Source organism: Micromonospora coriariae (genome assembly GCF_900091455.1).
GTDB lineage: Bacteria > Actinomycetota > Actinomycetes > Mycobacteriales > Micromonosporaceae > Micromonospora > Micromonospora coriariae.
In genome coordinates this window covers 3206673-3230842 of sequence record NZ_LT607412.1, presented here as the reverse complement: position 1 = coordinate 3230842, position 24170 = coordinate 3206673, and the positions used below count along the sequence as shown (strand labels likewise).

Genomic DNA, 24170 nt, shown 5'->3' with positions numbered 1-24170 from the left:
ACCGACGTCCGAATTCGGCACGCGACCTAATCCACCAGTCGGACCCGGACCCGGCGGTTGGCCCGGCCCTTGCTCTCCACCTTGACCACCTGGACCTTGCCGATCTGGGCGGTGGACGCGACGTGGGTGCCGCCGTCGGCCTGCACGTCCAGCCCGACGATGTCGACGATCCGGACCTCCTGCTCGCCCGGCGGGATGAGGTTGGACTGGGTACGGATGATGTCCGGCAGGGCCAGCGCCTCGGTGCGCGGCAGCACTCGCGTGGCGACCGAGCGGTCGGCGGCCACCTCCGCGTTGACCAGCTCCTCGATGCGGCTCTTGAAGTCCGGGGGCACCTCGGGGAGGTTGAAGTCCATCCGGGCCTCGCCCGGCTCCATGTTCCCACCGGTGACGAGCGCGCCGAAGTCGCGGAACACCACGCCACAGAGCACGTGCAGCCCGGAGTGGGTGCGCATCAGCCGGGTGCGGCGCTCGTCCTCCACCGCACCGACGACCTCGGTGCCGGCCGGCGGCAGCGGGTCACCCTCGGCGGGGATCAGGTACGGGTCGTCGCCCTTGCGGGTGCCGACGATCCGGGTCTGTACGCCCTGCCAGAGCAGTACGCCGTGGTCCGGCGGCTGACCGCCACCGCCCGGGTAGAACGCCGAGCGGTCGAGCACGATGCCCTGCTCCGGGTCGGCGTGCAGGACCGTGCAGGTCCACTCGCGCACTGTCGGGTCGGCGAGGTCCAGTCGGTGAGTCCGGCCATGTTGTGTGACGCCCATGGCAGGGGACGTTACTCGTTGAGGAAGCTGGAGATGCGCTCCCGCAGATCGGCGCGTTCCGTCCAGAGCACGCCGGGCCGGTCGTACACGTGCAGGGTGGCCTGGGGCAGCGCGGCGGCAAGCTCTTCGGCGACCTCGACCGGGTGCAGGTCGTCGCCCGCGCAGCCGATCACCAGCGCCGGCGCGGTGACCGCCGACAGGGCCGTGGCGTCGCGCAGCGGCGCCTGATCCGGCAGGGTGGCCAGACCGTCGGCCAGACCGTCGCGGAGCAGCTGGTCGAGCCGCTGCCGCAGGTACGACCAACCGGCCGGAGTGTTACGGACCGCCGTCGGCAGCTCCAGCGAGACCACGTCGGCGACCGCCGAGGCGTCGCCGGTCTCGACCGCCTCCAGCAGGTCCGTGACGCGTTCCCGGGCGACCGGGCCGCGCGGCTGGGCGAGCACCGCCGGCAGGAAGAAGACCAGTTTCTCGAAGCGCTCCGGGCTCTCGGCCAGCAGCCGGCAGAGCGCGCCCGCGCCGAGGCTCGCGCCGAACGCCCGGCTGGCTCCGCCGAGATCCGCGATGGCGCGCAGGTCCCGGGCCAGGTCCAGGTAGTTCCACGGCCCGTCCGGCGCGTCGGAGCGGCCGTGCCCACGGAACTGGAAGAAGACCTTGCGGCCGGTCACTCCACTGCCGAACGGGCGGGTGACGGCGATGCCGTTGCCCAACCCGTGCGCGAACACGGTGACCGGATCACCGGTGCCGGTGACCAGCCGCTCCAGCCGTACGCCGTGCGGGGTGGTGACCAGCTCGGTCTCCGGCTCCGGCAACGCCGGCCGGCCGGTACGCGGCCCGCCCGGGCCGGGGCCCCAGGTGCGGGGCCCGCCGTCCGGCGGGGGTGGCCAGCGGAAGCCTCTCACCAGAACCCTTTGCCGTCGCTCAGGTCGCGCAGGCCGACCCGGACGTCGAGCAGATAGATGAGTGCGGCGGCGATGCCGATCAGTCCGAAGAGGCTGATCGGACCGAAGCCGAGCAGGGTGAGCACCAGGCACACCGCCAGGATGGCGATCCAGCCACCCTTGGGCAGCGTCCCGATGGCGGGGAAGGCGTCGGAGCGCTGCGTGACGGCGTGCACCAGCGCGACACCCTGGATGATCAGCGCGAAGACGAGCAGGATCAGCTCGATCACGTAGCGGACTTCGAACGCGAAGATCGGCGCGGCGTTGGCCATGCCGGCAAGCTTATGTCGACGACCCCGACTACGTCCGACAAGGACGCCGTCGGGGTCGTCGACAGCACGAACTACTCGGAAGCCGGACGGGTCCGCTTGGTGGCCCGGGGCAGCTTCGCCGACGGGGTAGCGGCGGGCTTGGCGGACTTGGCGGCCTTCGGCGCCCGGGCGGCCTTCCTGACGGCGGCCGGCTTGGCCTCGGCGATCTCAGCCACGTCGGCCGGGGTCGGCACCTCGACCAGGGCGGTGGCGGCCGAGGCGGTGGCCTCGACCGGCGTGGCGGCCGCCGGCACGGCCTCGGTCGCCTCGATGTCGGCGTTGACCGTCTCGGCGGCCTCCAGCACGCCGGCGCCGACGACCCGCTCGCCACGGGCGACAAGTGCGCCGTACGCGGCGAACGCCCGCTCCTGTGCGGCCTGGGCACCGGCGACGACCACCGCGGCGTTGCGGGTCGCCGCGGCGCGCAGCCGGTCCAGGTCGGCGACCTCGCGCAGCTTGCCCAGGTCGGCCGACTCGCGCAGCTTCGCCAGGTCCAGCTCGGCCTGGGCCCGGCCGCGCAGGCTCTCGGCGGTCTCATTGGCGGTACGCAGGGTCTCGGTGGCCTTCTGGCGCAGCTCGAAGCCGGTCAGCACGGCCCGGCCGCCCAGGTCGGCGACGACCCGGGTGCCGAGCACGCCGACCACGGCCGGAAGCTTGCGCAGCTGCTGGAGAGCCAGCTCACCGGCGCCGGCGGCGGCGTAGATCGGGGCGGGGATGCGGTTGGTCTTCGGCTCGGTCATGAGGTCTCCTCTTCGGCCGCGTCGGCGGCCTTCCGGACCGCCGGACCGGCGGCCTTCTTCTCGGGGGTGCTGGTGCTGGTCGGGGCGGGTGTGCTGCCCGCCTCGGTGACGGCGACCGACTCGATCACGGCCTCGGTCGGGGTGCCGCCCGCGGTGGTGGGGCCGGTGGCCGCCAGGTTGGCCACATCGGCCGGCTCGTCGGCGACGTCCGTCGGGGTGGTCACCTCGCCCGCGCCGCCGGTGGTGTCCGTGCCGGCGCCCTCGGCGGCGGCCCGGGCCTCGGCCAACCGGGTATTCTCCCGGCGGAACGTCTCGTAGATCTGGCTGAGCGACTGCTTCTGGGCCATCGTCAGGTCGGGGTCCACCGCGATGGCGGCGAGCACACCGTGGCCCTCCTTGTCGTCGAGCAGCCCGGCGCGCAGGTACATCGCGGGAGTGGAGACCCGCAGCGCGCTGGCCAACTGCTGGAGCACCTCGGCGCTGGGTTTGCGCAGGCCGCGCTCGATCTGGCTGAGGTACGGGTTGCTGACCCCCGCCTGCTCGGCGAGCTGCCGCAGCGAGATCTTGGCATTGCGCCGCAGATCGCGGATGAACCCGCCGACGTCGGGGAGGTCCTTCGGTGTGGCCATGACAGCGACGCTAACCGCCCTTGCTAACTCTTGCAAGCAAAACGCTAGCCAGAGTTAGCAAGGTCTCAACATCCTGCTTGCGTGCCGCGCGCGCGATCCGTACCGTCCGTCCGTGCACAAGATCACAGTCAACGGAGCAGTCATCGCGTACGACGAGGCCGGCACCGGTTCGCCCGTCGTGCTGCTGCACGCCGGCATCGCCGACCGGCGGATGTGGCGGAGCCAACTGCCCGCGCTCGCCGCCCGGCACCGGGTGATCGTCCCGGACCTGCGCGGCTACGGCGACTCCGAGCTGCCTCCGGCGCCGTTCGCCCACCACGACGACGTGGCCGGCCTGCTGGACGCACTCGACCTGCCCCGGGCCGCCCTGGTCGGCTGCTCCTTCGGCGGGTCGGTCGCCATCGACACCGCGCTGGCCCACCCGGACCGGGTGAGCGCGCTCGCGCTGTTCGACACGGCAGTCTCCGGGAACGAGTGGTCCGAGGAGGCCAATGACCTCTGGGACGGCCTGGTCGGCGAGGTCGACCCCGACGACTTCGTCGCCGGGGCGGCCGGCGAGGTTCGGTTCTGGGTGGTCGGCCCCGGTCGCCAGCCGGCCGACGTCGACCCCGCGCTCATCGCGTTCGCCCAGGAGATGGACCAGCGCGCGCTCGCCGCCGAGTTGGCGCTCGGCGCGGTGGAGGTGGGCGAGCTGACGCCGCCGGCGATCGGCCGCCTCGGCGAGCTGCGGATGCCCGTCCTGGTCACCGCGGGAGCCGCCGACGTGCCCGACATCAGCCGCCTCGCCGACCGGATCGCGGCCGAGGTACCCGGCGCGGTACGCCTGCCCGACGTGCCGGACGCGGCGCACCTGCTGCCGCTGGAGCGCCCCGAGCCGGTCAACGCCGCCCTGCTCGACTTCCTGAACTGACCCACCCGGCTCCGCCCGCCGGCCCGGCAGACAGGACCGGCGGGTCGGCGGTCACCAGAGCGGACGGACCGTGCCGACCGGTACCCCGCCGCCGAAGAGCGGCAGCTCGGCGTACTCGGCCAGCACCGGGGCGTCCACGCCGAGCCGGCGCAGCGCGGAGACCAGCACCGGCATCCTGGCCCGGTCGGCGCCGTCGTCGATCTTCAACGCGACGGCGCCGACGCCCGGCAGCCCCACCGCGATCACGCCCTCGGCACCGACCTTGGCCAGCAGTCCCGGTACGCCGCGCATCAGCCGGGTGTCGTCGGCCCGGGTGCCGCCGACGATCTCCGGGTGGGCGCGCATGGCATCGGCCACCGTGCGCGGCACCGAGCCGGGTTCGGCGTCGACGAGCCGGAGGTACGCCCCGGCCAGGCCGGTCAGCGACACCGCGAGCACCGGAGCTCCACAGCCGTCCACTCCCACCGCCGCCGCCTGCTCAGCTGTGAACTCCTCGATGGCCGCCCGCAGCCGCTGCTGCAACGGGTGCTCCGGCCGCCAGTAGCCGTCCAGCGGCCACCCGGCCGCCTGACAGGTCAGCAGCATGCCGCTGTGCTTGCCGGAGCAGTTCATCTGCACCCGGGTCGGGCCACCGCCGGCGCGCAGCACCGCCTCGCGGGCCGCCGCCCCCACCGGCAGGTCGGGCGGGCAGTGCAGGGCCGAAGCGTCCAGCCCGGCCCGGTCCAGCAACGCGCCGACCCGAGCCAGGTGGAACTCCTCACCCGCGTGGCTCGCCGACACCAGCGCCAGGTCGGCCGGGTCGGTCAGCGGCAGGCCGGCGCGAAGCATCCCGATCGCCTGCATCGGCTTGCTGGCCGAGCGGGGAAAGATCGGTGCGGTCACGTCCCCGGCGGCGGCCACCGGAACACCGACGGCGTCCAGCACCACCACCGAGCCGCGATGCATACCCTCGACGAACCCGGACCGGACCACCTCGGCGAGCGGCGCGCCGCCCTCGTACGTCTTTCCCACGTGCTGGACGGTACCGACGGTCCGCGGGTGCCCGTCGGCGGGGTGACCTGGTCGTCCACCGCCCGGGTGACAGGGGCGCCGGACGGGCTCGGCCTTACAGCCCCAGCAGCTCGCGAGCCTCGGCGGTGGTCAGCGGGGGACGCTGGGCGAGCTGGGCGAAGCCGACCGCGCGGGCGACCAGTTGCATGTTGGACTCCACCGGGCGGCCCTTGGCGTACGTCACGGTGTCCTCCATTCCGACCCGCAGGTGCCCACCTGTCGACAGCGAGGCCAGCATGACCGGAATCGTGCTGCGGCCGATGCCGGTGGCCGAGAAGGTGGTGCCCTCGGGCAGGTCACGCAGCATCCGGTGCGCCGCCACCAATGTCTCGGTGGTGCCCGGCATGCCGCCCGGCACACCCATCACGAAGTCGACGTGCACGTGCCCACCGGCCGGCGGTCCGTACTTGCCGAGCAGCCGCTGCAACGCGGACAGGTGGCCGAGGTCGAAGATCTCGTACTCCGGCACGATCCCCCGCTCCTGCATCCGCGTGTGCAGGTCGACGATGAACTCCCAGCGGTTGAGGAAGACGTCGTCGCCGAAGTTGACAGTGCCCATGGTGCACGAGGCCATGTCCGGCCCGGCGTCGAGCACGGCGAGCCGGGAAGCTTCCGGGTCGGTCACCGCACCGCCGGAGGAGAGCTGCACGATCAGGTCGGTGCCCTCCCGCAGCGCCGCCACCGTCTCCCGCAGGCGCGCCGGGTCGAGGGTCGGCCGCGCCGCGTCGTCGCGGATGTGGACGTGGATCACGGCGGCGCCGAGCGCCTCACACTCCTTGGCGGTGCGCAGCAGCTCGTCGAGCGTCACCGGCAGCGCTGGCACCTCCGCCTTGGCCGACTCCGCGCCGGTCGGGGCCACCGTGATCAACGTCCCTGTCGTCATGCCGGCGATCCTAGACGGCCCCTGTCGATCGCCAGCGTTAGGAAGGGTCCCTTCCTATACACCAGGCGTTAACAAGGGGCCCTTCCTTACAGGGGGTCGATCGCCGCCGCCGTCTCACCGATCAGCAGCACGGCGTCCTCCGGGACGTTCCGCTTCAGCACCGCGAGCGCGATCTGGCCGAGCTCGTGGTGCAGCACGGCGGTGCCGACGAAGCCGACGGTCCGGCCGTCGAGGGTCACCGGCGTGCCGGCGGTCGGCGGCTGGTCGGTGGTCACCCCGTCCAGGTGCAGCAGCACCAGGCGGCGCGGCGGTCGGCCCATGTTGTGCACCCGGGCCACCGTCTCCTGCCCCCGGTAGCAGCCCTTGTCCAGGTGCACCGCCGGGCCGATCAGGTCCACCTCCGCCGGGATGGTCCGGTGGTCGGTGTCCACCCCGACCCGGGGCCGCCGGGCGGCCACCCGGATCGCCTCGTACGCCCAGAGCCCCGCGACCGGCACACCCGCGCCGCGCAGTTCCGCCACCACCTGGTCCATCGCGGATCGCGGGACCAGCAGATCCACCCCGAGCGGGCCGCGCCGGGCCCAGCCGCCGACGGGCAGCGGTCGTACGTCGTAGCGGACGGTCGCGCGGGGCGGCACGGCGCCGGCGGCGAACTTCGGGCCCGGTACCGCGACCAGGTCCGGTGCCGCCAGCCCGGTCACGCCGAGCGTGCCCAGCGCGTCCGGCGCCGCCGGTCCGACCAGCGACAGCAGAGCCCGCTCACCGGTGGCGTCGCGGGGCTCGACCTTGCTGAAGAACCGCATCTTCTCCAGGTACGCCAGCAGGTCGGCGGTCGCGCCCGGCTCGGTGTCCAGCCAGGTGGTCTCGCCGTCCTCGGCGACCAGGGCGTGCTGCTCGACGTGCCCGTGCGGGGAGAGCACCAGCAGCTCGGTGCCCTCGCCGGCGGCCAGAGTCGCCAGGTGCTGCGAGGTGATCGTGTGCAGCCAACCGGCCCGTTCCTCCCCGGGCACCGCGATGATTCCCCGGTGCGACCGGTCGACCAGGCCGACCTCGGTGTCCAGGATGCGCTGCTCGCGCAGCGGGTCGCCGTAGTGCGCGGCCACCCCCCGCACGCCGGCCGCGGCGTGCGCCGGCTCCGGCTGGTCGCGGCTGGCCTCGTCGATGCTCTCGACGGCCACCGCTCCCGCGATGTCGATCATTTCTGGTCCCCGTTCTCGCAGCGTTCGCAGACGCCGAAGAGCGACACGTGCCCGATGTCCACCCGGAACCCCCGTTGCGCGGCCAACTGGTCGGCGAGCGGACGGAGCAGCTCCGGATCGATCTCGTCGATCGCGCCGCACTCCCGGCAGACCAGGTGGACGTGTTGGTGCTCACCGGCCGCGTGGTAGGTCGGCGAGCCGTGCGAGAGATGGGTGTGGGTCACCAGGCCGAGCCGTTCCAGCAGCTCCAGCGTGCGATAGATGGTGGTGATGTTGACGCCGGCGGCGACCTCCCGGACCGCGGTGTGCACCTGCTCCGGGGTGGCGTGGCCCAGATCGAGCACCGCCTGGAGCACGAGCTGCCGCTGGGCCGTCAGCCGCAGCCCACGGGCCCGGAGCATTTCCGCGAGGGAGGATTCGGACACCGTCCGATCATAGTTCGGCAACCATGCCAACCTCCGCACGCCGACGGACCGCCGCTACGCTCGACGGTCATGGTGCTGTCGTCCGTCGGAAAGGTCGCGGCCGATACGACCGCGCGGATCGCCATGCTCGGGCGCGCCCCGGTCCCGACCAGTGAGCCCGTGCTGCGCGGCGACGACCTCGGCGTGCTCCGCGGCGACGGCCTCTTCGAGACCATGCATCTGCGCCGGGGCCAGCCGTGGCTGCGCGACGAGCACCTGGCCCGGCTGGCCGCTGCGGCTGCCGCCGTCGAGCTGCCCCTGCCACCCGTCGCCGCGCTGATCGAGCTGCTCGACACGGTGCGCGCGGGGTGGCCGGTGCAGGTGGAGGGGGCTCTGCGGCTGGTCTGCACCCGGGGCCGGGAGGTCGGCGGCCCACCGACCGTCTACGCCACCCTGGCCGAGGTGCCGGCGTCGTCCCGCGCGGCCCGCCGGGACGGGATCAGTGTGGCGACCCTGCCGCTGGGGGTGCCCGCCGACGCGCGCACGGGGCTGGAATGGCTGCCGGCCGGGATCAAGTCGACCTCGTACGCGGTCAACAGCGCCGCCCGCCGTTGGGCCCACCGGGCCGGGGTGGACGACGTGCTCTGGATCTCGTCGGACGGGTACGCGCTGGAGGGCCCGACCGCCAACGTGGTGTGGCTCACCGGCGACACGCTCTGCACCGTGCCCGCCGCCACCACCGGCATCCTGCCCGGTACGACAGCCGCCTGGCTGCTCGGGCACGCCGGCGAGCTGGGCCTGGCCGCCGCCGAACGGATGGTCACCCCGGCCGAACTGCACGGGGCAGACGGCATCTGGTTCAGCTCGTCGGTGCGCGGGATCACCGAGGTGCACACCCTGGACGGGATGCGCCGCGACCGGTCCCCGCACACCCCCGCCCTGCACGCTCTGCTGGGTTTCGCCGTCGCCTGAGGGTCAGCCGCCGACCCGAACGAGCCGGGCGGAGAGGTGGGCGCTGAGCGGGTGCCCCATCGCGGCCATCTCCTGGGCGTAGAGCAGCGCACCCTCGACGATGCCGAAGAGCCGGTGCCCGCCGGTCACCTCCTTGGCGGTCGCCGTCCGGACCACCGCGTCGGTGGCGAACTCGACCTGGGTGCCGGTGCGCTTGCCCAGGTGCAGCTCCATCACCCCGGTCGGGGTGGTCAGCAGGGCCTCCAGCTCGTCGGTGGCCCGGCCGTCCACCAGCACCGGCCGCCACCAGCCGACCTCGCGTCCGGCCGGGCGGACCGGCTGGCTCTGCTCGTCGAGGATCCAGGCCCGCGACTCGTAGTGCAGGAACGGCCGACCGTCGTGGCTGATCCGGATCTCCTGCGCGTAGTCGAAGTCCTCGATGGTGGGGAAACCGCCCTTGCCCCGGCCGCGCCACAGCCCGATGTAGGGCAGCAGGCCGTCCAAGGCGGGATGCAGCTTCGGCCCGACCCGCAGGTCGTGACTCTCCTCGAACGGGTACGGGTCGACCGGCGGCGCGTTCAGCCACGGGGGCTGCAGCGGGTTCTCGTCGCTCACCAGCGTCACCAACGTCCTCTCGATATGCGTACGGCGAGGTAGACCAGGCCACCGGCGAGCCCGCCCAGGCCGGCGACCAGCAGGCTGACGAACCCGATCTCGGTAACCATCCCGACCATCCTATGCTGGGCCCCATGGCCCGTTCTCTCGTCGTCAAGGCCACCGCTGGGGCGGACGCCCCGGAGCGGTGCGCACAGGCGTTCACGGTCGCCGCGACCGCGGTCGCGGCCGGGGTGGACGTGTCGCTCTGGCTGACCGGCGAGTCGACCTGGTTCGCGCTGCCCGGCCGCGCCCAGGAGTTCGAGCTGCCGCATTCGGCGCCGCTGGCCGAGCTGCTGCACGTCATCCTCACGAGCGGCAGGGTGACCGCCTGCACCCAGTGCGCGGCGCGCCGGCAGATCGGGCCGGACGACGTGCTGCCCGGCGTCCGGATCGCCGGCGCCGCGGTCTTCGTTGAGGAGTCCCTGGCCGAGGGAGCGCAGGCACTGGTCTACTGACCGGTTGCGCGGCTGGGCGGCCGGTGGGGGCGGAGTGCGGATACCGACCCGACATCTCGGACGGCTGCCTACGATTCGGTTGTGACCGAGGTGACGGAGAGGTTCTTCGAATCACTGCCGGCGCGCGCCCCGGAAATCCTCGTCGGCCTGGCCGACGGCACCCTTCAGATCGACCTCGGCACCGACAACGTGACCGAGCACTGGCTGGTCCGCATGCGGCCGGGGGCGGTCCACGTCAGCCGTCATCGCGGGCCGGCCGACGCCATCTGGTACAGCAGCATGGCGCTGTTCGATCGTCTGGTGACCGGCGAGGCCCAGGGGGTCGCGGCGGTGCTGCGCAACGAAAGCACGTTCAGCGGGAACGTGGTGCTCTTCCTGGCCTTTCGGCGTTTCTTCCCGGACCCACCGGGCACCCGCGACCCGCGCGAGGTGGCCCGGGAACAGGCCGGGCGGCAGGCGTGAAGGATCTGGTCAGCATCCTGGACGGCAACACCTTCCTGGTCAGCGACCGGACGGGAGACATCGAGCCGTCCTACGACTTCCCGACCGGGCTGTTCTCCTTCGACACCCGCTTCCTCTCCAACTGGGTGCTGACCGTGAACGGCGAGCGGCTACACGTCCTCTCGATGGACGACGCCGAGTCGTACCGGACCCGGTTCTTCCTGGCCCCCGGTGAACCGACGCACTACCTGGACGCCAGGACGTCGGTGATTCGCAACCGGGCGATCGTGGGCGGCTTCGAGGAGGAGCTGACCATCCTGAACCACGCCGGCGAGGAGGTCGAGTTCACCGTCCGGATCGAGATGGCGGCCGACTTCGCCGACCTCTTCGAAATCAAGAACGCCCGGCAGAAGGTCGGTCGGACGACCACCTCGGTAACCGACAGGGAGCTGCGGCTGACCTACCGGCGGGAGGCGTTCCACCGCGAGACGGTGATCAGCTCGAGCACGCCGGCAATTGTCGACGCCGCCGGAATGACCTTCCGGATCCGGGTGCCGCGGAACAGCGAATGGACCACCACCCTGCACGTGTCCACAATCGTCTACGGGGCGCGGGGGGAGGACATCCGGGCCACCCTGCCGTACGGCGGCAGCCGCAGCGCGGACGCCATCCGCGCCGAGCAGCAGGAGCTGATCGACCGCGCGCCGAAGCTCGGCTGCGACTGTGAGCCGTTGGCCGGGGCGTACCGGCGCAGCCTCAACGACCTGGCCGCGCTGCGCTACGAGTCGATCGCCCTGGGCGTGCGGCTGCTCGCCGCCGGGTTGCCGTGGTTCATGACCCTGTTCGGCCGGGACAGCATCATCACCTCGTTGCAGGTGCTGCCGTTCCTGCCGGAGCTGATCCCGCCGACCATCCTGATGCTGGCCGGGTTGCAGGGGCACCGGGTGGACGACTTCCGCGACGAGGAGCCGGGCAAGATCCTGCACGAACTGCGATACGGGGAGACGGCCGGTTTCGAGGAGCAGCCACACTCGCCGTACTACGGATCGGCCGACTCGACACCACTGTTCATCATCCTGCTCGACGAGTACGAGCGCTGGACCGGCGACGCCCAGCTGATCCGGCGGTTGGAGCCGCATGTCCGCGCGGCGCTGAACTGGATCGACACCTACGGCGACCTGCTCGGCACCGGCTACCTCTGGTACCAGACCCGCAACCCGGAGACCGGCCTGGGGAACCAGTGCTGGAAGGACTCCTCGGACTCGATCTCGTACGCCGACGGTCGGATGCCCGGCTTCCCCCGAGCCACCTGCGAGCTACAGGGCTACGCGTACGACGCGAAGATCCGGGCCGCCCGGCTGGCCCGGACGTTCTGGGGGGACCCGGCCTACGCCGACCGGCTGGAGCGGGAGGCGGCCAGCCTCAAGCAGCGGTTCAACCACGACTTCTGGATCGCCGACCGCGGCTACTACGCGCTCGCCCTGGACGCCGACGGCCGGCAGGTCGACGCACTGTCGTCGAACATCGGACACCTGTTCTGGAGCGGCATCGTCGACGAGTCCCGGGCCGGCAAGGTGGTCGAGCACCTGCTCGGGCCGCGACTGTTCTCCGGCTGGGGGGTGCGGACCCTCGCCGAGGACCAGAGCCGGTACAACCCGATCGGCTACCACGTGGGCACCGTCTGGCCGTTCGACAACTCGATCATCGCCTGGGGGCTGTGGCGGTACGGCTTCCGGGACGAGGCCGGGCAGATCTGCGACGCCATGCTGGCCGCCTCGCGCTACTTCGACGGGCGGCTGCCGGAAGCGTTCGCCGGCTACGCCCGTGACCTCACCGACTACCCGGTGGAGTACCCGACCGCGTGCAGCCCGCAGGCCTGGTCGACCGGCACCCCACTGCTGCTGCTGCGGGTGATGCTGGGGCTGGAGCCGCAGGGCGAGCACCTGATCATCGATCCGTCCGTGCCACCCGGCATGGGCCGGATCGAATTGCTGGACATTCCCGGTCGATGGGGTCGGGTCGACGCGCTGGGCCGCAGTCGCGACCCGGAGTAGCCGCCGGACGGGCCGACCTGGCGGGATCAGCCCGGGCAGCCGACGGTGGCGGCCAGCCGGGCGGCGTCCGGCCTGAGTTCGGCCAGCACCGTGACCGGGCCCGCGCGGTACGCGTACACCGGGGGGTTGTCCAGCAGTGGGGCGTTGCCGGCCAGCGGGGTGAGCCCGCCCGCAGACCCGGCCGCGCCGGGGCTGGCGGCGAACCGTGCGGTACGGGCCAGCATGCCGCCCGGACAGGGCGCGGTGACCAACTCCGGGGCGGCGCCGGCGGGCTGGCCGAGCGCTCGCAGCGCGGCCGTCAGGGCGGCGGTCTCCGGGCCGGCGTCGGTGGCCGGTGACGGCGCGTAGCCGGAGCCGACCGGCCGGCAGCCGGTGTCGACGGTCAAACGGATCCGACCGTCCCCGGTCGGCCGGCCCTCGACGGCGACGAACTCCCCGGCGTCGGCGCGCAACTCCGGGCCGTCCAGCCCGGGCCCGACGCCGGCCCGCCAGCTCGCGGGAAGTCGGTCGGCGATCCCGGACAGCACGGCCCGCTCGGTGCCGGCGGCCGCGAGCACGCCGACCTCACGCCGCAGCGTGGCGCCGTCGGCGAACGGGGTGACGCGGCAGCCCGACTCGACCCGGGCCGGCCCCAGCTCCAGCAGCCCGGCCACGCCGGACGCCCGGGCCAGCTCGCCGACCGCCCGGTCGACCACCGGACCGGCCTGGTCGAGGGAGCGCTGCTCCCGCACGGTCGGTGCGTCGTCGCGGACCGACGTCCAGGCGAGCACGGCCAGCAGTACGGCCCAGACCGCGGTCGCGACCAGCAGCCAGCGCCGCCGCCGGGCAGGTGCCGGGGCGGCGGGACCGGTCGACGGGGCCCACCCCGTCCGGACAGCTCCGCTCACCCGGCCATGGTGTCACGGGCGGTCCGGCGGCGATCGACGGCGTCGGGCGAGCTGGCCGTCAGGCGTGCCGGGGCGGCGGATCGATGCGGTACCCGACCCCCCGCACGGTGTGCACCCGCGGCCCGCCCGGCAGGCCGCGCAGCTTCTGCCGGAGTCGCTTGACTGCGGAGTGCAGGATCGCGGTGTCCCCCAGGTACGCGCTGTCCCAGACCGCGGCGAAGAGCTGTTCGTAGCTCCACACCACCAGCGGCGGGCCGATCAGCCGGGCGAGCAACTCCCGCTCGGTGCGGGTGAGCGGGAGCGGATCGCCGCACCAGGTGACCAGATGCCCGGCGCGGTCGACGACCAGCTCACCCCAGCTGACCGGCCCATGCTGGGCCGCGGGTGGGCTGACCGGCGCGACGGTCAGGGCTGCATCCCGTGGCGGTGACGGGAGCAACATCGCCCGCAGCTCGCTCAGGTCGGCGCAGCTCACCACCGGACCGACCCCGTCGAGCTGGCGCACCACGCGCTCGCGCATCGACACGTCCGCGCTCACGCAGACGACGATCGGGACCTCTTCACCGGACACGCCGCCTCCACCCGCACCAACCGTATTGAGCGTGACTTCCACCCGACGATAGTGACGCATGCCGATGGATTCCGGGGGGCTGTCCACGATCAGAATTGCGCCACGTCACCGGCCAGCTACTGAACGACGTTATCGACAGGCGGCGGCCTACTGAACCCTTCAGGAGCGGCCGGGGCCGGTCACCCATGAGGGTGACCGGCTCCGGGCCGGGCAGAGGTTGGGCTGTCAGGCGACGGTGACGCTGACCTCGTTGATGCCCCGACCGGCGGTGACGGCGGTGTCGCCGTTGCCGTGCCGGGAGAGCGCCCGCAGCGTCCAGGCACCCGGCGCGGCGAAGAACCGGAACTGCCCGGCCGCCGAGGTGACGACCTCAGCCGTGAACTCACCGGTCGAGTCGAGCAGCCGGACGTACGCGCCGGGCACCGCCTCGTCCGCCGCCGAGCGCACGATGCCGGTGATCACCGTTTCCTTCTCCAGGTCCAGGCTGGCCGGCAGGGGCGCGGCCTGGTCGGGCGCGGCGCAACCCGCAGCAGTGGGAGCGGTCATGATCAGGCCTCCCCTGGCTCGTCGCCGAGCGCGACCGGCACGCCGACCAGCGAGCCGTACTCGGTCCAGGATCCGTCGTAGTTCTTGACGTTGCGGTGGCCCAGCAGCTCCTGCAGGACGAACCAGGTGTGCGAGGAGCGCTCGCCGATCCGGCAGTAGGCGATGGTCTCCTTGCTGTCGTCGAGGCCGGCGTCGCCGTAGATCTTGCGGAGCTCGTCGTCGGACCGGAAGGTGCCGTCCTCGTTGGCCGCCTTGGACCACGGGACGCTGATCGCGGTGGGGATGTGACCGGCCCGCTGCGCCTGCTCCTGCGGCAGGTGGGCGGGGGCGAGCAGCCGACCGGCGAACTCGTCGGGGCTGCGCACGTCGACCAGGTTCTTGGTGCCGATGGCGTCGACGACCTCATCGCGGAAGGCCCGGATGGAGGTGTCCGGCTCCTGCGCGACGTACTGCGTCGCCGGGCGGGTCACCGTTTCGGTGACGAGCGGGCGGGCGTCCAGCTCCCACTTCTTGCGACCGCCGTCGAGCAGCTTCACGTCGCGGTGGCCGTAGAGCTTGAAGTACCAGTAGGCGTACGCGGCGAACCAGTTGTTGTTGCCGCCGTACAGGATGACGGTGTCGTCGTTGCTGATGCCCCGCCCGGAGAGCAGCGCCTCGAACTGGGTCTTGTTGACGAAGTCCCGGCGGACCGGATCCTGCAGGTCGGTCTTCCAGTCGATCTTGATCGCACCGGCGATGTGGCCGGTGTCGTAGGCCGAGGTGTCCTCGTCGACCTCGACGAAGACGACGCCCGGGGCGTCGAGGTTCTTCTCGGCCCACTCGGCCGAAACGAGTGCGGTGTCGCGACTCATCGAATCACTCCCTGGTGAGGATGGATGGTGAGCCAACGCGCGAGATCGATGGATGTAACTGTCGCACCACGCGCGGGACCCAGCGGAAGGACGGGATCACGGGTTCGTGCGACGGCGCCGCTGCCGGGCTTTCGGTGGGATCACCGGAGGGTGGAAGGACCCTGCGTGCCGGTGGCCGCCGTCAGGCGGCCGGAAACAGCCCCGCCGTCAGATGACGGGGCGACACAGGCAGGTGGCCACGCGGCACAGGTCGACCGCGCGCCGTTTGGTGAGGTGGGTCCCCATGGCCAGGGAGCCTACCAGCCAGTGCGGGGCCTGCCACCTGACCGACCAGCATCCGGGAATCGCCCGGGCGCCCGGCAGGCTCGGCATCTGATCGCCGGCGGCCCGCTCAACCTGCGGAGTTGATCGGCACGTTCTTCGCGTCGGCGGTGACCGCCAGGCCCTCGGGCAGCGGCCGGACCTCCCGGACGGCAAGCTGGAACGGCAGATCGGGCAGGGGCACGTCGACGGAGATGCCCTTGGCGTAGTTGTTCAGCAGGGTGCGGGCCAGCGGCAGGTTCGGCAGGCCCGCGGCGTCCAGGTCATTGAAACGCAGGGCGACGGCGCCACTCTCGGCGACTGTGACGTCGGCGGTGCCGCTGACGGTGAGCTTCTGGCCGAGGATGTCGACCGGGGCGGTGACCGCGAGCTTGCCGCCCTGCTCGCCGAGGGTGAGCCCGGGCCGGTCCAGCAACGCGGCGAGACTGTCGTAGCTGATCGTGCCGGTGCCGTCGACGGTGTCCGCCACGACGTCGCCCTGACCGGTGCGCAGGGTGTCCAGCGACGCCCGCACGTTACGGGCGTCCACATCCAACACCGGCAGCCGCAGGGCGTCGCCCTCCACCGAGGCCTGCACGTCCCGCAACTTGATGGAGATCCGCTGGTACCGACCGTCGAGCACCTGGGTGAGGAACGGAGTCCCGCCGACCTCGACGTCGGGTTCGGCGGACTGCGCGCCCTGCTTGGTGACCTCCTGGCTCACCCGGTCGGCGATGGCCCGCTCGGCCACCCCGACCGCCACCCGGTCGGCGATCACCAGCAGCACTGCCACCAGCACGAGCAGGACGATCAGGCCGACGAGCAGCTTGCGACCGCGCCGTCGGGGACGGGCTTCGTCCGCCGGATACTCCTGGGCCACGCCGCCGCCTCCTGTCTCCGCCCGCCGCGTCGCGAAGGGCCGTCCGTACCGGCGCCGCAGGGCGGCGTACCCGTACTACCCGACCGGCTCCCGGCTCAACCGTGGCTCACAGGAAGAGCATGCACATGGCGTACGCGGCCGGGGCGGCCAGGGCGAAGCCGCCGAGCGGACCCTGCATGTGCCGGGCGACCCACATGGTGGGTGGTTCGCCGGCCATCAGCCGGCCCGCCTCGGCGTACCCGACGGCAAGGTCGGAGAGCACTGCGGTGACCGCCGCGACCAGGCCGATCACCGCGGCCCGCGTGGGCGTGAAGGGGGCCACCAGGTAGCTGCCGAGAACCGCTGAGACCAGCGTGCCGACCATCGCGCCGACGACCACGCCGGCGGCGCCCCGGGGCACCTGCGGGGCCAGCCGGGGCCAGGGCAGCACCGCGTCCGTGAGCCGGGCGACGGTCAGCGCGACTCCGCTCGCGGTCAGGCAGACCGTGATCGCCTGGGTGCCGGCCGGGATCCGGCTGAGCACGATCAGGGTGCCGAAGGCGACCACCCCGACCACGATGAGCAGCGTGGCGCCGAGCGAGTCGGTGACCCGGACCCGGTCGACCCGGCGGACCAGTTGACCGAGCACCGCGGCGAGGAACCCGCCGGCTGCCAGGTAGCCCAGCGGCGCCAGGCCGGCGATGTCGGTCTGCACCGCGGCGATGTCGGCCACCGCGGCGACCGCGGCGCTGATCCCGGCGACCAGCAGCAGCGCGGGTGGGCGCATGGCCATCGTCCAGGCGAGCACGAACAGCAACTGGACGCCGAAGATGATGAAGGCGAACGGCAGCCGGTGGCCGGGGCCGGAGGTCTGCGCGCCGAGCACCAGGCCGACACCGAGCAGCGCCGCGAAGCCGGCGATCGTCAGCGCCAGCGGGCGGCGCACCTCGACCGGGGGTACGACCTCCTCCTCCGGCTCGTCGATCTCGTCCTCGGAACGGCGGGCCGGCTCTCCGGCACGGCGGGCACGGCGAGGCCCACCCCGTTCACGGCGTTCGCCGTCGATGACCGGTGGCCCGGTGCGCGGCGCGGGCGGGTTGCCACGGGTCGGCGCGGCCGGGCCCGGGCGGGGCCCGTCGGGCCACGACTCGCGGCCGGCGTCGGGCGAGGTGGAGGGAAACACGCCCCGATCGTGCCAGACCGACCGCCCGACGGGGTGGTCACGGTTTCGGCAGCGTTAAAACCTGCGCCACGATCAGGGGCAAGGGAGGACAAACGGGAAACGACCCGACGGCGCAACCGAGGCGATCAGTTACGCTCAAGCCGTTACCCGCCCGTCAGCGACGCCGGGACCACGCAATTTCTCAGCGCACTTTCCGAAGTGCGTCTGGTCGCGTGCGGCCGCGCGCCGCCGGGACGGAGGTGATCGTGGAGATCCTGCTGCTGGTGACCGCACGTGCAGGGGAACCGTCCGCTGTGCTGCCGGCACTCGACCTGCTGCCGCACTCGGTCCGTACCGCGCCGCGCGACGTCCGCACCCTGGTCGCCGGCCCCAGCCCGGACGCGGTGATGGTGGACGCGCGGTCGGAGCTGAGCGAGGCCCGCGCGACCTGTCGGATGCTGCACGCCACCGGGCTCGGCGTGCCACTGGTCGCCGTGGTGACCGAGGCAGGTCTGATCGCGTTGAACGCCGACTGGGGTGTCGACGACGTCATCCTCGCGTCGGCGGGGCCCGCCGAGGTGGAGGCGCGGCTGCGGCTCGCGGTGGGCCGGCTGAGCAACGCGACCGCCGGCGCCGGCGGCTCGATCCGGGCCGGCGAGCTGACCATCGACCCGGACACCTACGCCGCGAAGCTGAAGGGGCGCCCGCTCGACCTCACCTACAAGGAGTTCGAGCTGCTGAAGTTCCTGGCGCAGCACCCGGGCCGGGTGTTCACCCGGGACCAGCTACTGCGCGAGGTCTGGGGGTACGACTACTTCGGCGGCACGCGGACGGTGGACGTGCACGTCCGGCGGCTGCGCGCGAAGCTCGGCTCGGAGTACGAGTCGATGATCGGCACCGTCCGCCAGGTGGGTTACAAGTTCGTCGTTCCGCCGTCGCGGTCGCTGCCCGAGGCGGAGCACGCGCCGCTGCACGTCTGACCTCGAGTCAGCCGGGGGACGATTCCCCATATGCCCTTTTTGCGCAGCTCGTCAGCTCTATTCTGACTGCCGGGTTTGTCGGAGAAAGGGGCGACGGTGCGCGCAATGACCACGGGGGCGACGGGCCGGCGTGACCGGTCAGCCGGGCGGAAGCCGTGACGCCGGGCAACCCGACGGTCCGGGCAGCGGGAATCGTGACGTTGGTGGCGGCAGCTCTGCTCGGCTCGGCGTACGTGCTGGGCCGCAGCCTCGTCCCCGACCAGCCCCAACGGCAGGCCACCGGGGTCACCGCGAACGCCGACGAGCCGCACTACGCCGACCAACCCACCGGCGACGAACCAAGCGGAACTCCGACCCCCGGCCCCAGCGGCGGCCCCACCGAGACGGGTCAGGACGGGTCGGGGCGGGATGCCCAGGGTGACCAGCTGTTCGGCGCGCACTCCACCACCGGCACCGCGCGGCTCGCGCTGACCTTCGACGACGGGCCGGATCCGCGCTACACCCCGCAGGTGCTCGCCACGCTGCGCGAGTTCGACGTGAAGGCCACGTTCTGCGTGGTGGGCGAGAACGCGCAGGACCACCCCGATCTGATTCAGGCGATCGTGGCCGATGGGCACACCCTGTGCAACCACTCCTGGCACCACGACGTCACGCTGGGCAACCGGTCGACGGACATGATCCGCGCCGACCTGTCGCGGACCAACGAGGCGATCCGGGCAGCGGTGCCGGACGCGCCGATCGTCTGGTACCGCCAACCCGGCGGCGCCTGGACCTACCCCGTCGTCTCGGTCGCGCAGCAGCTCGGCATGACTCCGCTGCACTGGTCGGTGGACCCGTCGGACTGGGAGGCGCCCGGCGCGGGCAAGATCGCCGCATCGGTGGTCACCCAGGTCGAACCGGGCTCGGTGGTCCTGCTGCACGACGCCGGTGGGGACCGGCAGGGCACGGTGGACGCACTGCGCCGGATCCTGCCCGATCTGACCCAGCGGTTCGAGCTGGAGGCGCTGCCCGCCGATCCGACGTGAGCCGGCCCCGCACCGCGGGCAGGGATCCCGGCGGACCGCGCTTCCCTGCGGCTACGGTGACGGGATGAGCAGCGCCGAGCCGACCAGCGACCAGGTGACCCGGACCGACCGACTGACTCCGGCGGAGATCGCCGACGTGTTGGCTCTGGCCGGTTCCGCCGGCGACACAGACGGCGCGGACCCGCTCGACGAGCACGTCCTGCTCCGGATGCGCGACCCGGACGCCCCGGCCGTGCACCTGATCGCTCGCGGCGACGACGGCGTTCTCACCGGGTACGCGCACCTGGACACGACCGACCCGGTGGGCGGGATCGGGGTGGAGCTGGTGGTCCACCCCACGTACCGGCGGCGGGGCACCGGGCGGGCGCTGGCGCGGGGCGTACTCGCCTCGGCCACCGGGCCACTGCGGGCCTGGGCGCACGGCGACCACCCCTCGGCCGCCGCACTCGCGGTCGACCTCGGGTTCACCCGCGCACGGGTGCTCTGGCAACTGCGCCGGCCACTGGCCGCCCCGCTGGCCGAGCCACGACTGCCCGACGGAGTGGTGCTGCGCGCATTCCGGCCGGGAGCCGACGACGCCGCGTGGCTGGCCCTCAACGCGCGGGCCTTCGCCGAGCACCCCGAGCAGGGCCGCTGGACCTCGGAAGACCTGCGGGTCCGCCTCGCCGAGCCGTGGTTCGACCCGGCCGGCTTCCTGCTCGCCGAGGAGACAGCCAGCGGCCGGCTGCTCGGCTTCCACTGGACGAAGGTGCACGAGCGCCCGGGGTCGGCCCGGATCGGCGAGGTGTACGTACTCGGCGTGGAGCCGACCGCGCACGGCGGTGGGCTCGGCCGCGCGTTGACCACCGCCGGGCTGGCGTACCTGCGGGACCGGCGTGGACTGGACCGGGTGATGCTCTACGTGGACGAGTCGAACGCCGGGGCGGTCGCGCTCTACGAGCGGCTCGGCTTCGCCCGCTGGTCCGCGCACATCAACTACCACCTCGGCTGACCGGGGGTCGCCGCCGCGGCCGGGTCACCGGCGGGTAACGGCCGCGCCTCGGCGAGATGACACCGTACCGGAATATGCCCATAGTTCCGACAGGCGTACCCGGGTTCACTTAACGGACAACTCACCCTCAGCGAGCGGTCACCTCGGGGGCCGTACGTGTTCACCCTGCGTTCACTTGCGACCGGCGAACCGGCTACCTGGCACTTCTAACTTTCGTATCAGCCGGTCAGTGCCGGTTCTTCGGCCCCCGGGATCGGGGCGCCAAGTCAGACGCGAAGGGAAACCCCTCAGGTGAAGCTCCAGCGGTACGGCGCTATTGCCGGCCTCGCTCTTGCCGCGACGCTCGGCCTCAGTGCATGCGGCTCGGACAACAACGAGCCCACTCCCGGCGCCAGCGCTTCGGGCTCGGCCGCCGCGGTCGACTGCGCTACCGGCACGCTGAACGCGCAGGGCTCGTCGGCGCAGAAGAACGCCATGGCCGAGTGGATCAAGGCGTACCAGCAGAAGTGCCAGGGCACGACGATCAACTACGAGCCGACCGGCTCAGGCGCCGGCATCCAGGCGTTCATCGCCGGGACCGCCGACTTCGCCGGCTCCGACTCCGCGCTCAAGCCGGAGGAGCAGCCGCAGGCCGACGCCAAGTGCGTCGGTGGCAAGGCCATCCACCTGCCGATGGTGATCGGCCCGGTGGCCGTCGCCTACAACGTCAGCGGGGTGGACAACCTCCAGCTCAAGCCGGCCACCCTGGCGAAGATCTTCGCCGGCAAGGTCACCAAGTGGGACGACGCGGCGATCAAGGCCGACAACCCGGACGCCAAGCTCCCGGCGACCACCATCCAGACCGTCCACCGTTCGGACGAGTCGGGCACCACCGACAACTTCACCAAGTACCTCTCGAAGACCGCTGAGGCGGACTGGACCCTGGGCAACGCCAAGGCCTGGAAGGCCTCGGGCGGCACCGGCGCCAAGGGCTCGGACGGCGTGGCCAGCTCGGTCAAGGGCGCCGACGGCTCCATCGGCTACATGGAGTGGTCGTTCGCCGAGAACGCCGCCCTGAAGATGACCAAGATCGGCAACGGCAACGGCGAGTTCGCCGCGCTGACCGCCGAGGCGGCCGGCAAGACCATCGCCGGTGCCAAGGTCGACGGCCAGGGCGACGACCTCAAGCTGTCGATCGACTACAACACCAAGGAGGCCGGGGCCTACCCGATCGTCCTGGCGACGTACGAGATCGTCTGCAGCAAGGGCCTCGCCGCCGACAAGCTGCCGCTGGTCAAGGGCCTGCTGGGCTACGCGGCCAGCACCGAGGGCCAGGCTGCCATGACCGAGCTGGGCTACGCCCCGCTGCCGGAGAGCGTCCGCACCAAGGTCGAGGCCGCGGTCAAGAACATCTCCTGACCGACACCACTCCGCAATCGAATCGAGCGAGCAGATGGGTGAAACCCCCCACCGCTCGGCCGACGCCGGCACCGGCGGGACGCGCGTGACCCAGAGTCACGAGTGGCCCGTCGGTGCCTCGGCGCGTGTGGCCGAGGCACCAGTCAGCACCCGTTTCCCGGGCGATGCCGGGCTGGGCGGCGGCGGCGCGCTGCCACGTAGCCGGAAGTTCGACGCCGAGCGCGCCTTCCACGGTCTCACCCTGGCCGCCGGGACCGCCGTCCTGGTCATCATCGCCGCCATCGCGATCTTCCTGCTCGCCAAGGCGGTGCCGGCGCTGCGCGCCAACACCGAGAACTTCTGGTCCTACGAGGGCTGGTCCCCCAACGAGACACAGCCCAAGTTCGGTATCGGCACGCTCGCCTTCGGCACAGTGCTCAGCTCGGCGCTGGCACTGCTCATGGCGGTGCCGGTGGCGCTGGGCATCGCGCTCTACCTGTCGCACTACGCGCCGCGCCGGCTGGGCACCGCGCTCGGTTTCCTGATCGACCTGCTCGCCGCCGTGCCGAGTGTGGTCTTCGGCCTCTGGGGTCGGGACATCTTCATCAACCCGGTCCGGGACTTCTCGGTCTGGCTCAACGAGTACTTCGGCTGGATCCCGATCTTCGGCGGCGACGGCCCGTTCGGTAAGTCGATCATGCTGGGCGCCCTGGTGCTCGCGATCATGGTGTTGCCGATCATCACCTCGCTCTCCCGCGAGGTGTTCCTCCAGACGCCGACCGCGAACGAGGAGGCCGCCCTCGCCCTGGGCGCCACCCGCTGGGAGATGCTCCGCACCGCGGTGCTGCCCTACGGCCGCCCCGGCATCATCGCCGCGGTGATGCTCGGGCTGGGCCGCGCTCTCGGTGAGACCATCGCCCTCGCGCTGACCCTCGGCATCACCTTCGGCATCTCGTTCAACCTGATCCAGAACGGCGGCAACACCATCGCCGCCAACATCGCCAACGCGTTCGGCGAGGCGAACGAGACCGGCCGCGGCGCGTTGATCGCCTCCGGTCTGGTGCTCTTCACCATCACGCTGCTCGTCAACATCACCGCCCGGGCGATCATCTACCGCCGCCGGGAGTTCACGGAGTCGGCCGCATGACCACCACCGTCACCTCCCACCGCACCCGTCCGCCGGCCCAGCCCGCCTCGCTGCGGGCCCGGCGGCTGCCCCGGTACGCCGCACCCGCCATCGCCGTGGCGGCCCTGGCGCTCTCCGCCGTGGTCGTCTACGGCGCCGGCATCGGCGGCCCGGTCCTCGTGGTCGCCCTCGGCGCGGCCCTGTACCTGATCGGGCTCTTCGCCGCGGCCAACGCGGTCGAGGGGCGCCGGTCGGCCCGCAACCGCACCTGGAGCGCGCTGATCCACTCCGCGTTCGTGCTGGCGGTGCTGCCGCTCGTATCGGTGGTCTGGACGCTGGTCAGCAAGGGCGCCGAGCGGCTGGACATCAACTTCTTCCAGACCTCGATGAACAACATCGGGGCCCGCGACCCCGAGGGCGGCGCGTACCACGCGATCGTCGGCACGCTGGAGCAGGTCGGCATCGCCACCCTGATCACCGTGCCGCTCGGCATCCTCTGCGCCATCTACATCGTCGAGTACGGCCGGGGCAAGTTCGCCTTCGCGATCCGGTTCTTCGTGGACGTGATGACCGGCATCCCGTCGATCGTCTCCGGCCTCTTCGTGCTGGCGTTCTGGGTGCTGGTCGTGTCGCCGTGGTTCAACGACGGCCGGCCGAGCTTCTCCGGCTTCGCGGCCGCGCTCGCGCTGAGCGTGCTGATGCTGCCCACCATCGTCCGGTCCACCGAGGAGATGCTCCGCCTCGTCCCGGCGCCACTGCGCGAGGGCGCGTACGCGCTCGGCGTACCCAAGTGGAAGACCATCCTGCGGGTGGTGCTGCCGACCGCGCTGCCCGGCATCGTCACCGGCGTCATGCTCGCCATCGCCCGCGCGGCCGGCGAGACCGCACCGGTGCTGCTGGTCGCCGGCGGCGGCGCCGCGATCAACACCAACCCCTTCGAGAACAACCAGTCGTCGCTGTCCCTCTTCGTCTACCAGCAGGCCGGTGACGCGTCGAGGTACGCGCCGGCACGGGCGTGGACCGCCGCACTCACCCTGGTCGCCCTCGTGCTGATCCTGACGATCGCGGCGAAGCTGCTGGCCCGCCGTAACCGGCTCAGCCGATGAACC

General features: G+C 72.3%; 29 protein-coding genes. 11 read left to right on the top strand and 18 right to left on the bottom strand.

Translation table 11 applies throughout. The annotated features are described in order from the left end of the window. Positions 1 to 26: 26 nt before the first annotated feature. The 5 genes from GA0070607_RS15160 to GA0070607_RS15140 form a co-directional block, all read right to left on the bottom strand. On the bottom strand, positions 27 to 764 hold the full coding sequence (locus GA0070607_RS15160; RefSeq protein ID WP_089018792.1) for an alanyl-tRNA editing protein: 738 nt from the start codon (positions 762 to 764) through the stop codon (positions 27 to 29). An 11-nt stretch (positions 765 to 775) separates the two neighbouring features. After that, positions 776 to 1663 (bottom strand): alpha/beta fold hydrolase, encoded by an 888-nt coding sequence (locus tag GA0070607_RS15155; RefSeq protein WP_089018791.1) that lies wholly within the window; start codon positions 1661 to 1663, stop codon positions 776 to 778. Further along, on the bottom strand, positions 1660 to 1974 hold the full coding sequence (locus GA0070607_RS15150; RefSeq protein WP_030327754.1) for a DUF2516 family protein: 315 nt from the start codon (positions 1972 to 1974) through the stop codon (positions 1660 to 1662). Before GA0070607_RS15150 ends, GA0070607_RS15155 begins: the two co-directional genes overlap by 4 nt. A gap of 71 nt (positions 1975 to 2045) precedes the next feature. Then, on the bottom strand, positions 2046 to 2753 hold the full coding sequence (locus GA0070607_RS15145; RefSeq protein WP_089018790.1) for a hypothetical protein: 708 nt from the start codon (positions 2751 to 2753) through the stop codon (positions 2046 to 2048). Beyond that, entirely contained in the window at positions 2750 to 3382 is a 633-nt protein-coding gene (locus GA0070607_RS15140) for a helix-turn-helix domain-containing protein (protein WP_089018789.1), read from the bottom strand. The genes GA0070607_RS15145 and GA0070607_RS15140 overlap by 4 nt, the downstream gene beginning before the upstream one ends. A 112-nt stretch (positions 3383 to 3494) precedes the next feature. Between GA0070607_RS15140 and GA0070607_RS15135 the strand changes: the two genes are divergently transcribed. Beyond that, the gene (locus GA0070607_RS15135; protein WP_172899040.1) at positions 3495 to 4292 is read left to right on the top strand and encodes an alpha/beta fold hydrolase; all 798 of its coding nucleotides are present in this window, start codon (positions 3495 to 3497) and stop codon (positions 4290 to 4292) included. A 51-nt stretch (positions 4293 to 4343) separates the two neighbouring features. Here GA0070607_RS15135 and GA0070607_RS15130 read toward each other — a convergent pair whose 3' ends face one another. The 4 genes from GA0070607_RS15130 to GA0070607_RS15115 form a co-directional block, all read right to left on the bottom strand. Then, entirely contained in the window at positions 4344 to 5303 is a 960-nt protein-coding gene (locus GA0070607_RS15130; RefSeq protein ID WP_089018787.1) for an asparaginase, read from the bottom strand. Positions 5304 to 5397: 94 nt separating this feature from the next. Next, the gene (locus GA0070607_RS15125) at positions 5398 to 6225 is read right to left on the bottom strand and encodes a BKACE family enzyme (RefSeq protein WP_089018786.1); all 828 of its coding nucleotides are present in this window, start codon (positions 6223 to 6225) and stop codon (positions 5398 to 5400) included. Between the two features lie 86 nt (positions 6226 to 6311). Next, positions 6312 to 7424, bottom strand: coding sequence for a CAF17-like 4Fe-4S cluster assembly/insertion protein YgfZ (ygfZ, locus tag GA0070607_RS15120; RefSeq protein ID WP_089018785.1), 1113 nt, complete (start codon positions 7422 to 7424; stop codon positions 6312 to 6314). After that, positions 7421 to 7849 carry a Fur family transcriptional regulator gene (locus tag GA0070607_RS15115; protein WP_089018784.1) on the bottom strand — a complete coding sequence of 143 codons (429 nt, stop codon included), beginning with the start codon at positions 7847 to 7849 and terminating at the stop codon, positions 7421 to 7423. The genes ygfZ and GA0070607_RS15115 overlap by 4 nt, the downstream gene beginning before the upstream one ends. Positions 7850 to 7918: 69 nt before the next feature. Between GA0070607_RS15115 and GA0070607_RS15110 the strand changes: the two genes are divergently transcribed. Continuing rightward, positions 7919 to 8800 (top strand): aminotransferase class IV, encoded by an 882-nt coding sequence (locus GA0070607_RS15110; protein WP_089018783.1) that lies wholly within the window; start codon positions 7919 to 7921, stop codon positions 8798 to 8800. A gap of 3 nt (positions 8801 to 8803) precedes the next feature. Here GA0070607_RS15110 and GA0070607_RS15105 read toward each other — a convergent pair whose 3' ends face one another. Next, entirely contained in the window at positions 8804 to 9394 is a 591-nt protein-coding gene (locus GA0070607_RS15105) for an FABP family protein (protein ID WP_089021870.1), read from the bottom strand. A 5-nt stretch (positions 9395 to 9399) separates the two neighbouring features. Further along, entirely contained in the window at positions 9400 to 9504 is a 105-nt protein-coding gene (gene mtfM / locus GA0070607_RS33800; RefSeq protein WP_030327764.1) for a small membrane protein MtfM, read from the bottom strand. 12 nt (positions 9505 to 9516) lie between these two features. On the opposite strand from mtfM, the gene GA0070607_RS15100 reads away from it, so the two are divergent. From GA0070607_RS15100 to GA0070607_RS15090, 3 genes are all read left to right on the top strand, one after another. Next, a complete protein-coding gene (locus GA0070607_RS15100; protein WP_089018782.1) occupies positions 9517 to 9891 on the top strand; it encodes a DsrE family protein in 375 nt (124 codons plus the stop codon). A gap of 81 nt (positions 9892 to 9972) precedes the next feature. Beyond that, complete coding sequence (locus tag GA0070607_RS15095) at positions 9973 to 10353, top strand: SCP2 sterol-binding domain-containing protein (RefSeq protein WP_089018781.1); 381 nt, start codon at positions 9973 to 9975, stop codon at positions 10351 to 10353. After that, positions 10350 to 12386: an amylo-alpha-1,6-glucosidase gene (locus GA0070607_RS15090; RefSeq protein ID WP_089018780.1), complete on the top strand. Its 2037-nt coding sequence runs from the start codon at positions 10350 to 10352 to the stop codon at positions 12384 to 12386. The genes GA0070607_RS15095 and GA0070607_RS15090 overlap by 4 nt, the downstream gene beginning before the upstream one ends. Positions 12387 to 12412: 26 nt before the next feature. Here the strand turns inward: GA0070607_RS15090 and GA0070607_RS15085 are convergent, their stop codons facing one another. The 7 genes from GA0070607_RS15085 to GA0070607_RS15060 all read right to left on the bottom strand — a co-directional run bounded on the left by GA0070607_RS15085 (position 12413) and on the right by GA0070607_RS15060 (position 17583). Next, the gene (locus GA0070607_RS15085; protein ID WP_089018779.1) at positions 12413 to 13273 is read right to left on the bottom strand and encodes a hypothetical protein; all 861 of its coding nucleotides are present in this window, start codon (positions 13271 to 13273) and stop codon (positions 12413 to 12415) included. A 58-nt stretch (positions 13274 to 13331) separates the two neighbouring features. Next, the gene (locus GA0070607_RS15080) at positions 13332 to 13799 is read right to left on the bottom strand and encodes a winged helix-turn-helix domain-containing protein (RefSeq protein WP_408630909.1); all 468 of its coding nucleotides are present in this window, start codon (positions 13797 to 13799) and stop codon (positions 13332 to 13334) included. Positions 13800 to 14069: 270 nt separating this feature from the next. Then, on the bottom strand, positions 14070 to 14390 hold the full coding sequence (locus GA0070607_RS15075; protein ID WP_089018777.1) for a DUF1416 domain-containing protein: 321 nt from the start codon (positions 14388 to 14390) through the stop codon (positions 14070 to 14072). A 2-nt stretch (positions 14391 to 14392) separates the two neighbouring features. Continuing rightward, a complete protein-coding gene (locus tag GA0070607_RS15070) occupies positions 14393 to 15241 on the bottom strand; it encodes a sulfurtransferase (protein WP_089018776.1) in 849 nt (282 codons plus the stop codon). A gap of 207 nt (positions 15242 to 15448) precedes the next feature. Beyond that, the gene (locus GA0070607_RS33970) at positions 15449 to 15526 is read right to left on the bottom strand and encodes an Ms5788A family Cys-rich leader peptide (RefSeq protein WP_310503780.1); all 78 of its coding nucleotides are present in this window, start codon (positions 15524 to 15526) and stop codon (positions 15449 to 15451) included. A 106-nt stretch (positions 15527 to 15632) separates the two neighbouring features. Further along, on the bottom strand, positions 15633 to 16421 hold the full coding sequence (locus tag GA0070607_RS15065; protein ID WP_089018775.1) for an LmeA family phospholipid-binding protein: 789 nt from the start codon (positions 16419 to 16421) through the stop codon (positions 15633 to 15635). A 106-nt stretch (positions 16422 to 16527) separates the two neighbouring features. Beyond that, positions 16528 to 17583, bottom strand: a complete 1056-nt coding sequence (locus GA0070607_RS15060) for a hypothetical protein (RefSeq protein WP_089018774.1) — start codon at positions 17581 to 17583, stop codon at positions 16528 to 16530. Positions 17584 to 17822: 239 nt separating this feature from the next. On the opposite strand from GA0070607_RS15060, the gene GA0070607_RS15055 reads away from it, so the two are divergent. The 6 genes from GA0070607_RS15055 (at position 17823) to pstA (ending at position 24167) form a co-directional block, all read left to right on the top strand. Continuing rightward, positions 17823 to 18542, top strand: a complete 720-nt coding sequence (locus tag GA0070607_RS15055) for a winged helix-turn-helix transcriptional regulator (RefSeq protein ID WP_197701296.1) — start codon at positions 17823 to 17825, stop codon at positions 18540 to 18542. A gap of 194 nt (positions 18543 to 18736) precedes the next feature. Next, positions 18737 to 19567 carry a polysaccharide deacetylase family protein gene (locus GA0070607_RS15050; protein ID WP_408630908.1) on the top strand — a complete coding sequence of 277 codons (831 nt, stop codon included), beginning with the start codon at positions 18737 to 18739 and terminating at the stop codon, positions 19565 to 19567. Positions 19568 to 19631: 64 nt separating this feature from the next. Then, a complete protein-coding gene (gene mshD / locus GA0070607_RS15045) occupies positions 19632 to 20558 on the top strand; it encodes a mycothiol synthase (protein WP_089018771.1) in 927 nt (308 codons plus the stop codon). Positions 20559 to 20849: 291 nt separating this feature from the next. Beyond that, the gene (pstS, locus tag GA0070607_RS15040) at positions 20850 to 21956 is read left to right on the top strand and encodes a phosphate ABC transporter substrate-binding protein PstS (protein WP_089018770.1); all 1107 of its coding nucleotides are present in this window, start codon (positions 20850 to 20852) and stop codon (positions 21954 to 21956) included. Between the two features lie 34 nt (positions 21957 to 21990). Beyond that, on the top strand, positions 21991 to 23082 hold the full coding sequence (gene pstC / locus GA0070607_RS15035; protein ID WP_089018769.1) for a phosphate ABC transporter permease subunit PstC: 1092 nt from the start codon (positions 21991 to 21993) through the stop codon (positions 23080 to 23082). Then, positions 23079 to 24167: a phosphate ABC transporter permease PstA gene (pstA, locus tag GA0070607_RS15030; RefSeq protein ID WP_089018768.1), complete on the top strand. Its 1089-nt coding sequence runs from the start codon at positions 23079 to 23081 to the stop codon at positions 24165 to 24167. The genes pstC and pstA overlap by 4 nt, the downstream gene beginning before the upstream one ends. Positions 24168 to 24170: the final 3 nt, after the last annotated feature.

Coding starts and splice junctions, on each gene's coding strand:
- GA0070607_RS15110 (WP_089018783.1), top strand. CDS start 7,919: ATGGTGCTGTCGTCCGTCGGAAAGGTCGCGGCCGATACGACCGCGCGG.
- mtfM (WP_030327764.1), bottom strand. CDS start 9,504: ATGGTTACCGAGATCGGGTTCGTCAGCCTGCTGGTCGCCGGCCTGGGC.
- GA0070607_RS15070 (WP_089018776.1), bottom strand. CDS start 15,241: ATGAGTCGCGACACCGCACTCGTTTCGGCCGAGTGGGCCGAGAAGAAC.
- GA0070607_RS15145 (WP_089018790.1), bottom strand. CDS start 2,753: ATGACCGAGCCGAAGACCAACCGCATCCCCGCCCCGATCTACGCCGCC.
- GA0070607_RS15125 (WP_089018786.1), bottom strand. CDS start 6,225: ATGACGACAGGGACGTTGATCACGGTGGCCCCGACCGGCGCGGAGTCG.
- GA0070607_RS33970 (WP_310503780.1), bottom strand. CDS start 15,526: ATGGGGACCCACCTCACCAAACGGCGCGCGGTCGACCTGTGCCGCGTG.
- GA0070607_RS15100 (WP_089018782.1), top strand. CDS start 9,517: ATGCTGGGCCCCATGGCCCGTTCTCTCGTCGTCAAGGCCACCGCTGGG.
- ygfZ (WP_089018785.1), bottom strand. CDS start 7,424: ATGATCGACATCGCGGGAGCGGTGGCCGTCGAGAGCATCGACGAGGCC.
- GA0070607_RS15075 (WP_089018777.1), bottom strand. CDS start 14,390: ATGACCGCTCCCACTGCTGCGGGTTGCGCCGCGCCCGACCAGGCCGCG.
- pstC (WP_089018769.1), top strand. CDS start 21,991: ATGGGTGAAACCCCCCACCGCTCGGCCGACGCCGGCACCGGCGGGACG.
- GA0070607_RS15140 (WP_089018789.1), bottom strand. CDS start 3,382: ATGGCCACACCGAAGGACCTCCCCGACGTCGGCGGGTTCATCCGCGAT.
- mshD (WP_089018771.1), top strand. CDS start 19,632: ATGAGCAGCGCCGAGCCGACCAGCGACCAGGTGACCCGGACCGACCGA.
- pstA (WP_089018768.1), top strand. CDS start 23,079: ATGACCACCACCGTCACCTCCCACCGCACCCGTCCGCCGGCCCAGCCC.
- GA0070607_RS15150 (WP_030327754.1), bottom strand. CDS start 1,974: ATGGCCAACGCCGCGCCGATCTTCGCGTTCGAAGTCCGCTACGTGATC.
- GA0070607_RS15160 (WP_089018792.1), bottom strand. CDS start 764: ATGGGCGTCACACAACATGGCCGGACTCACCGACTGGACCTCGCCGAC.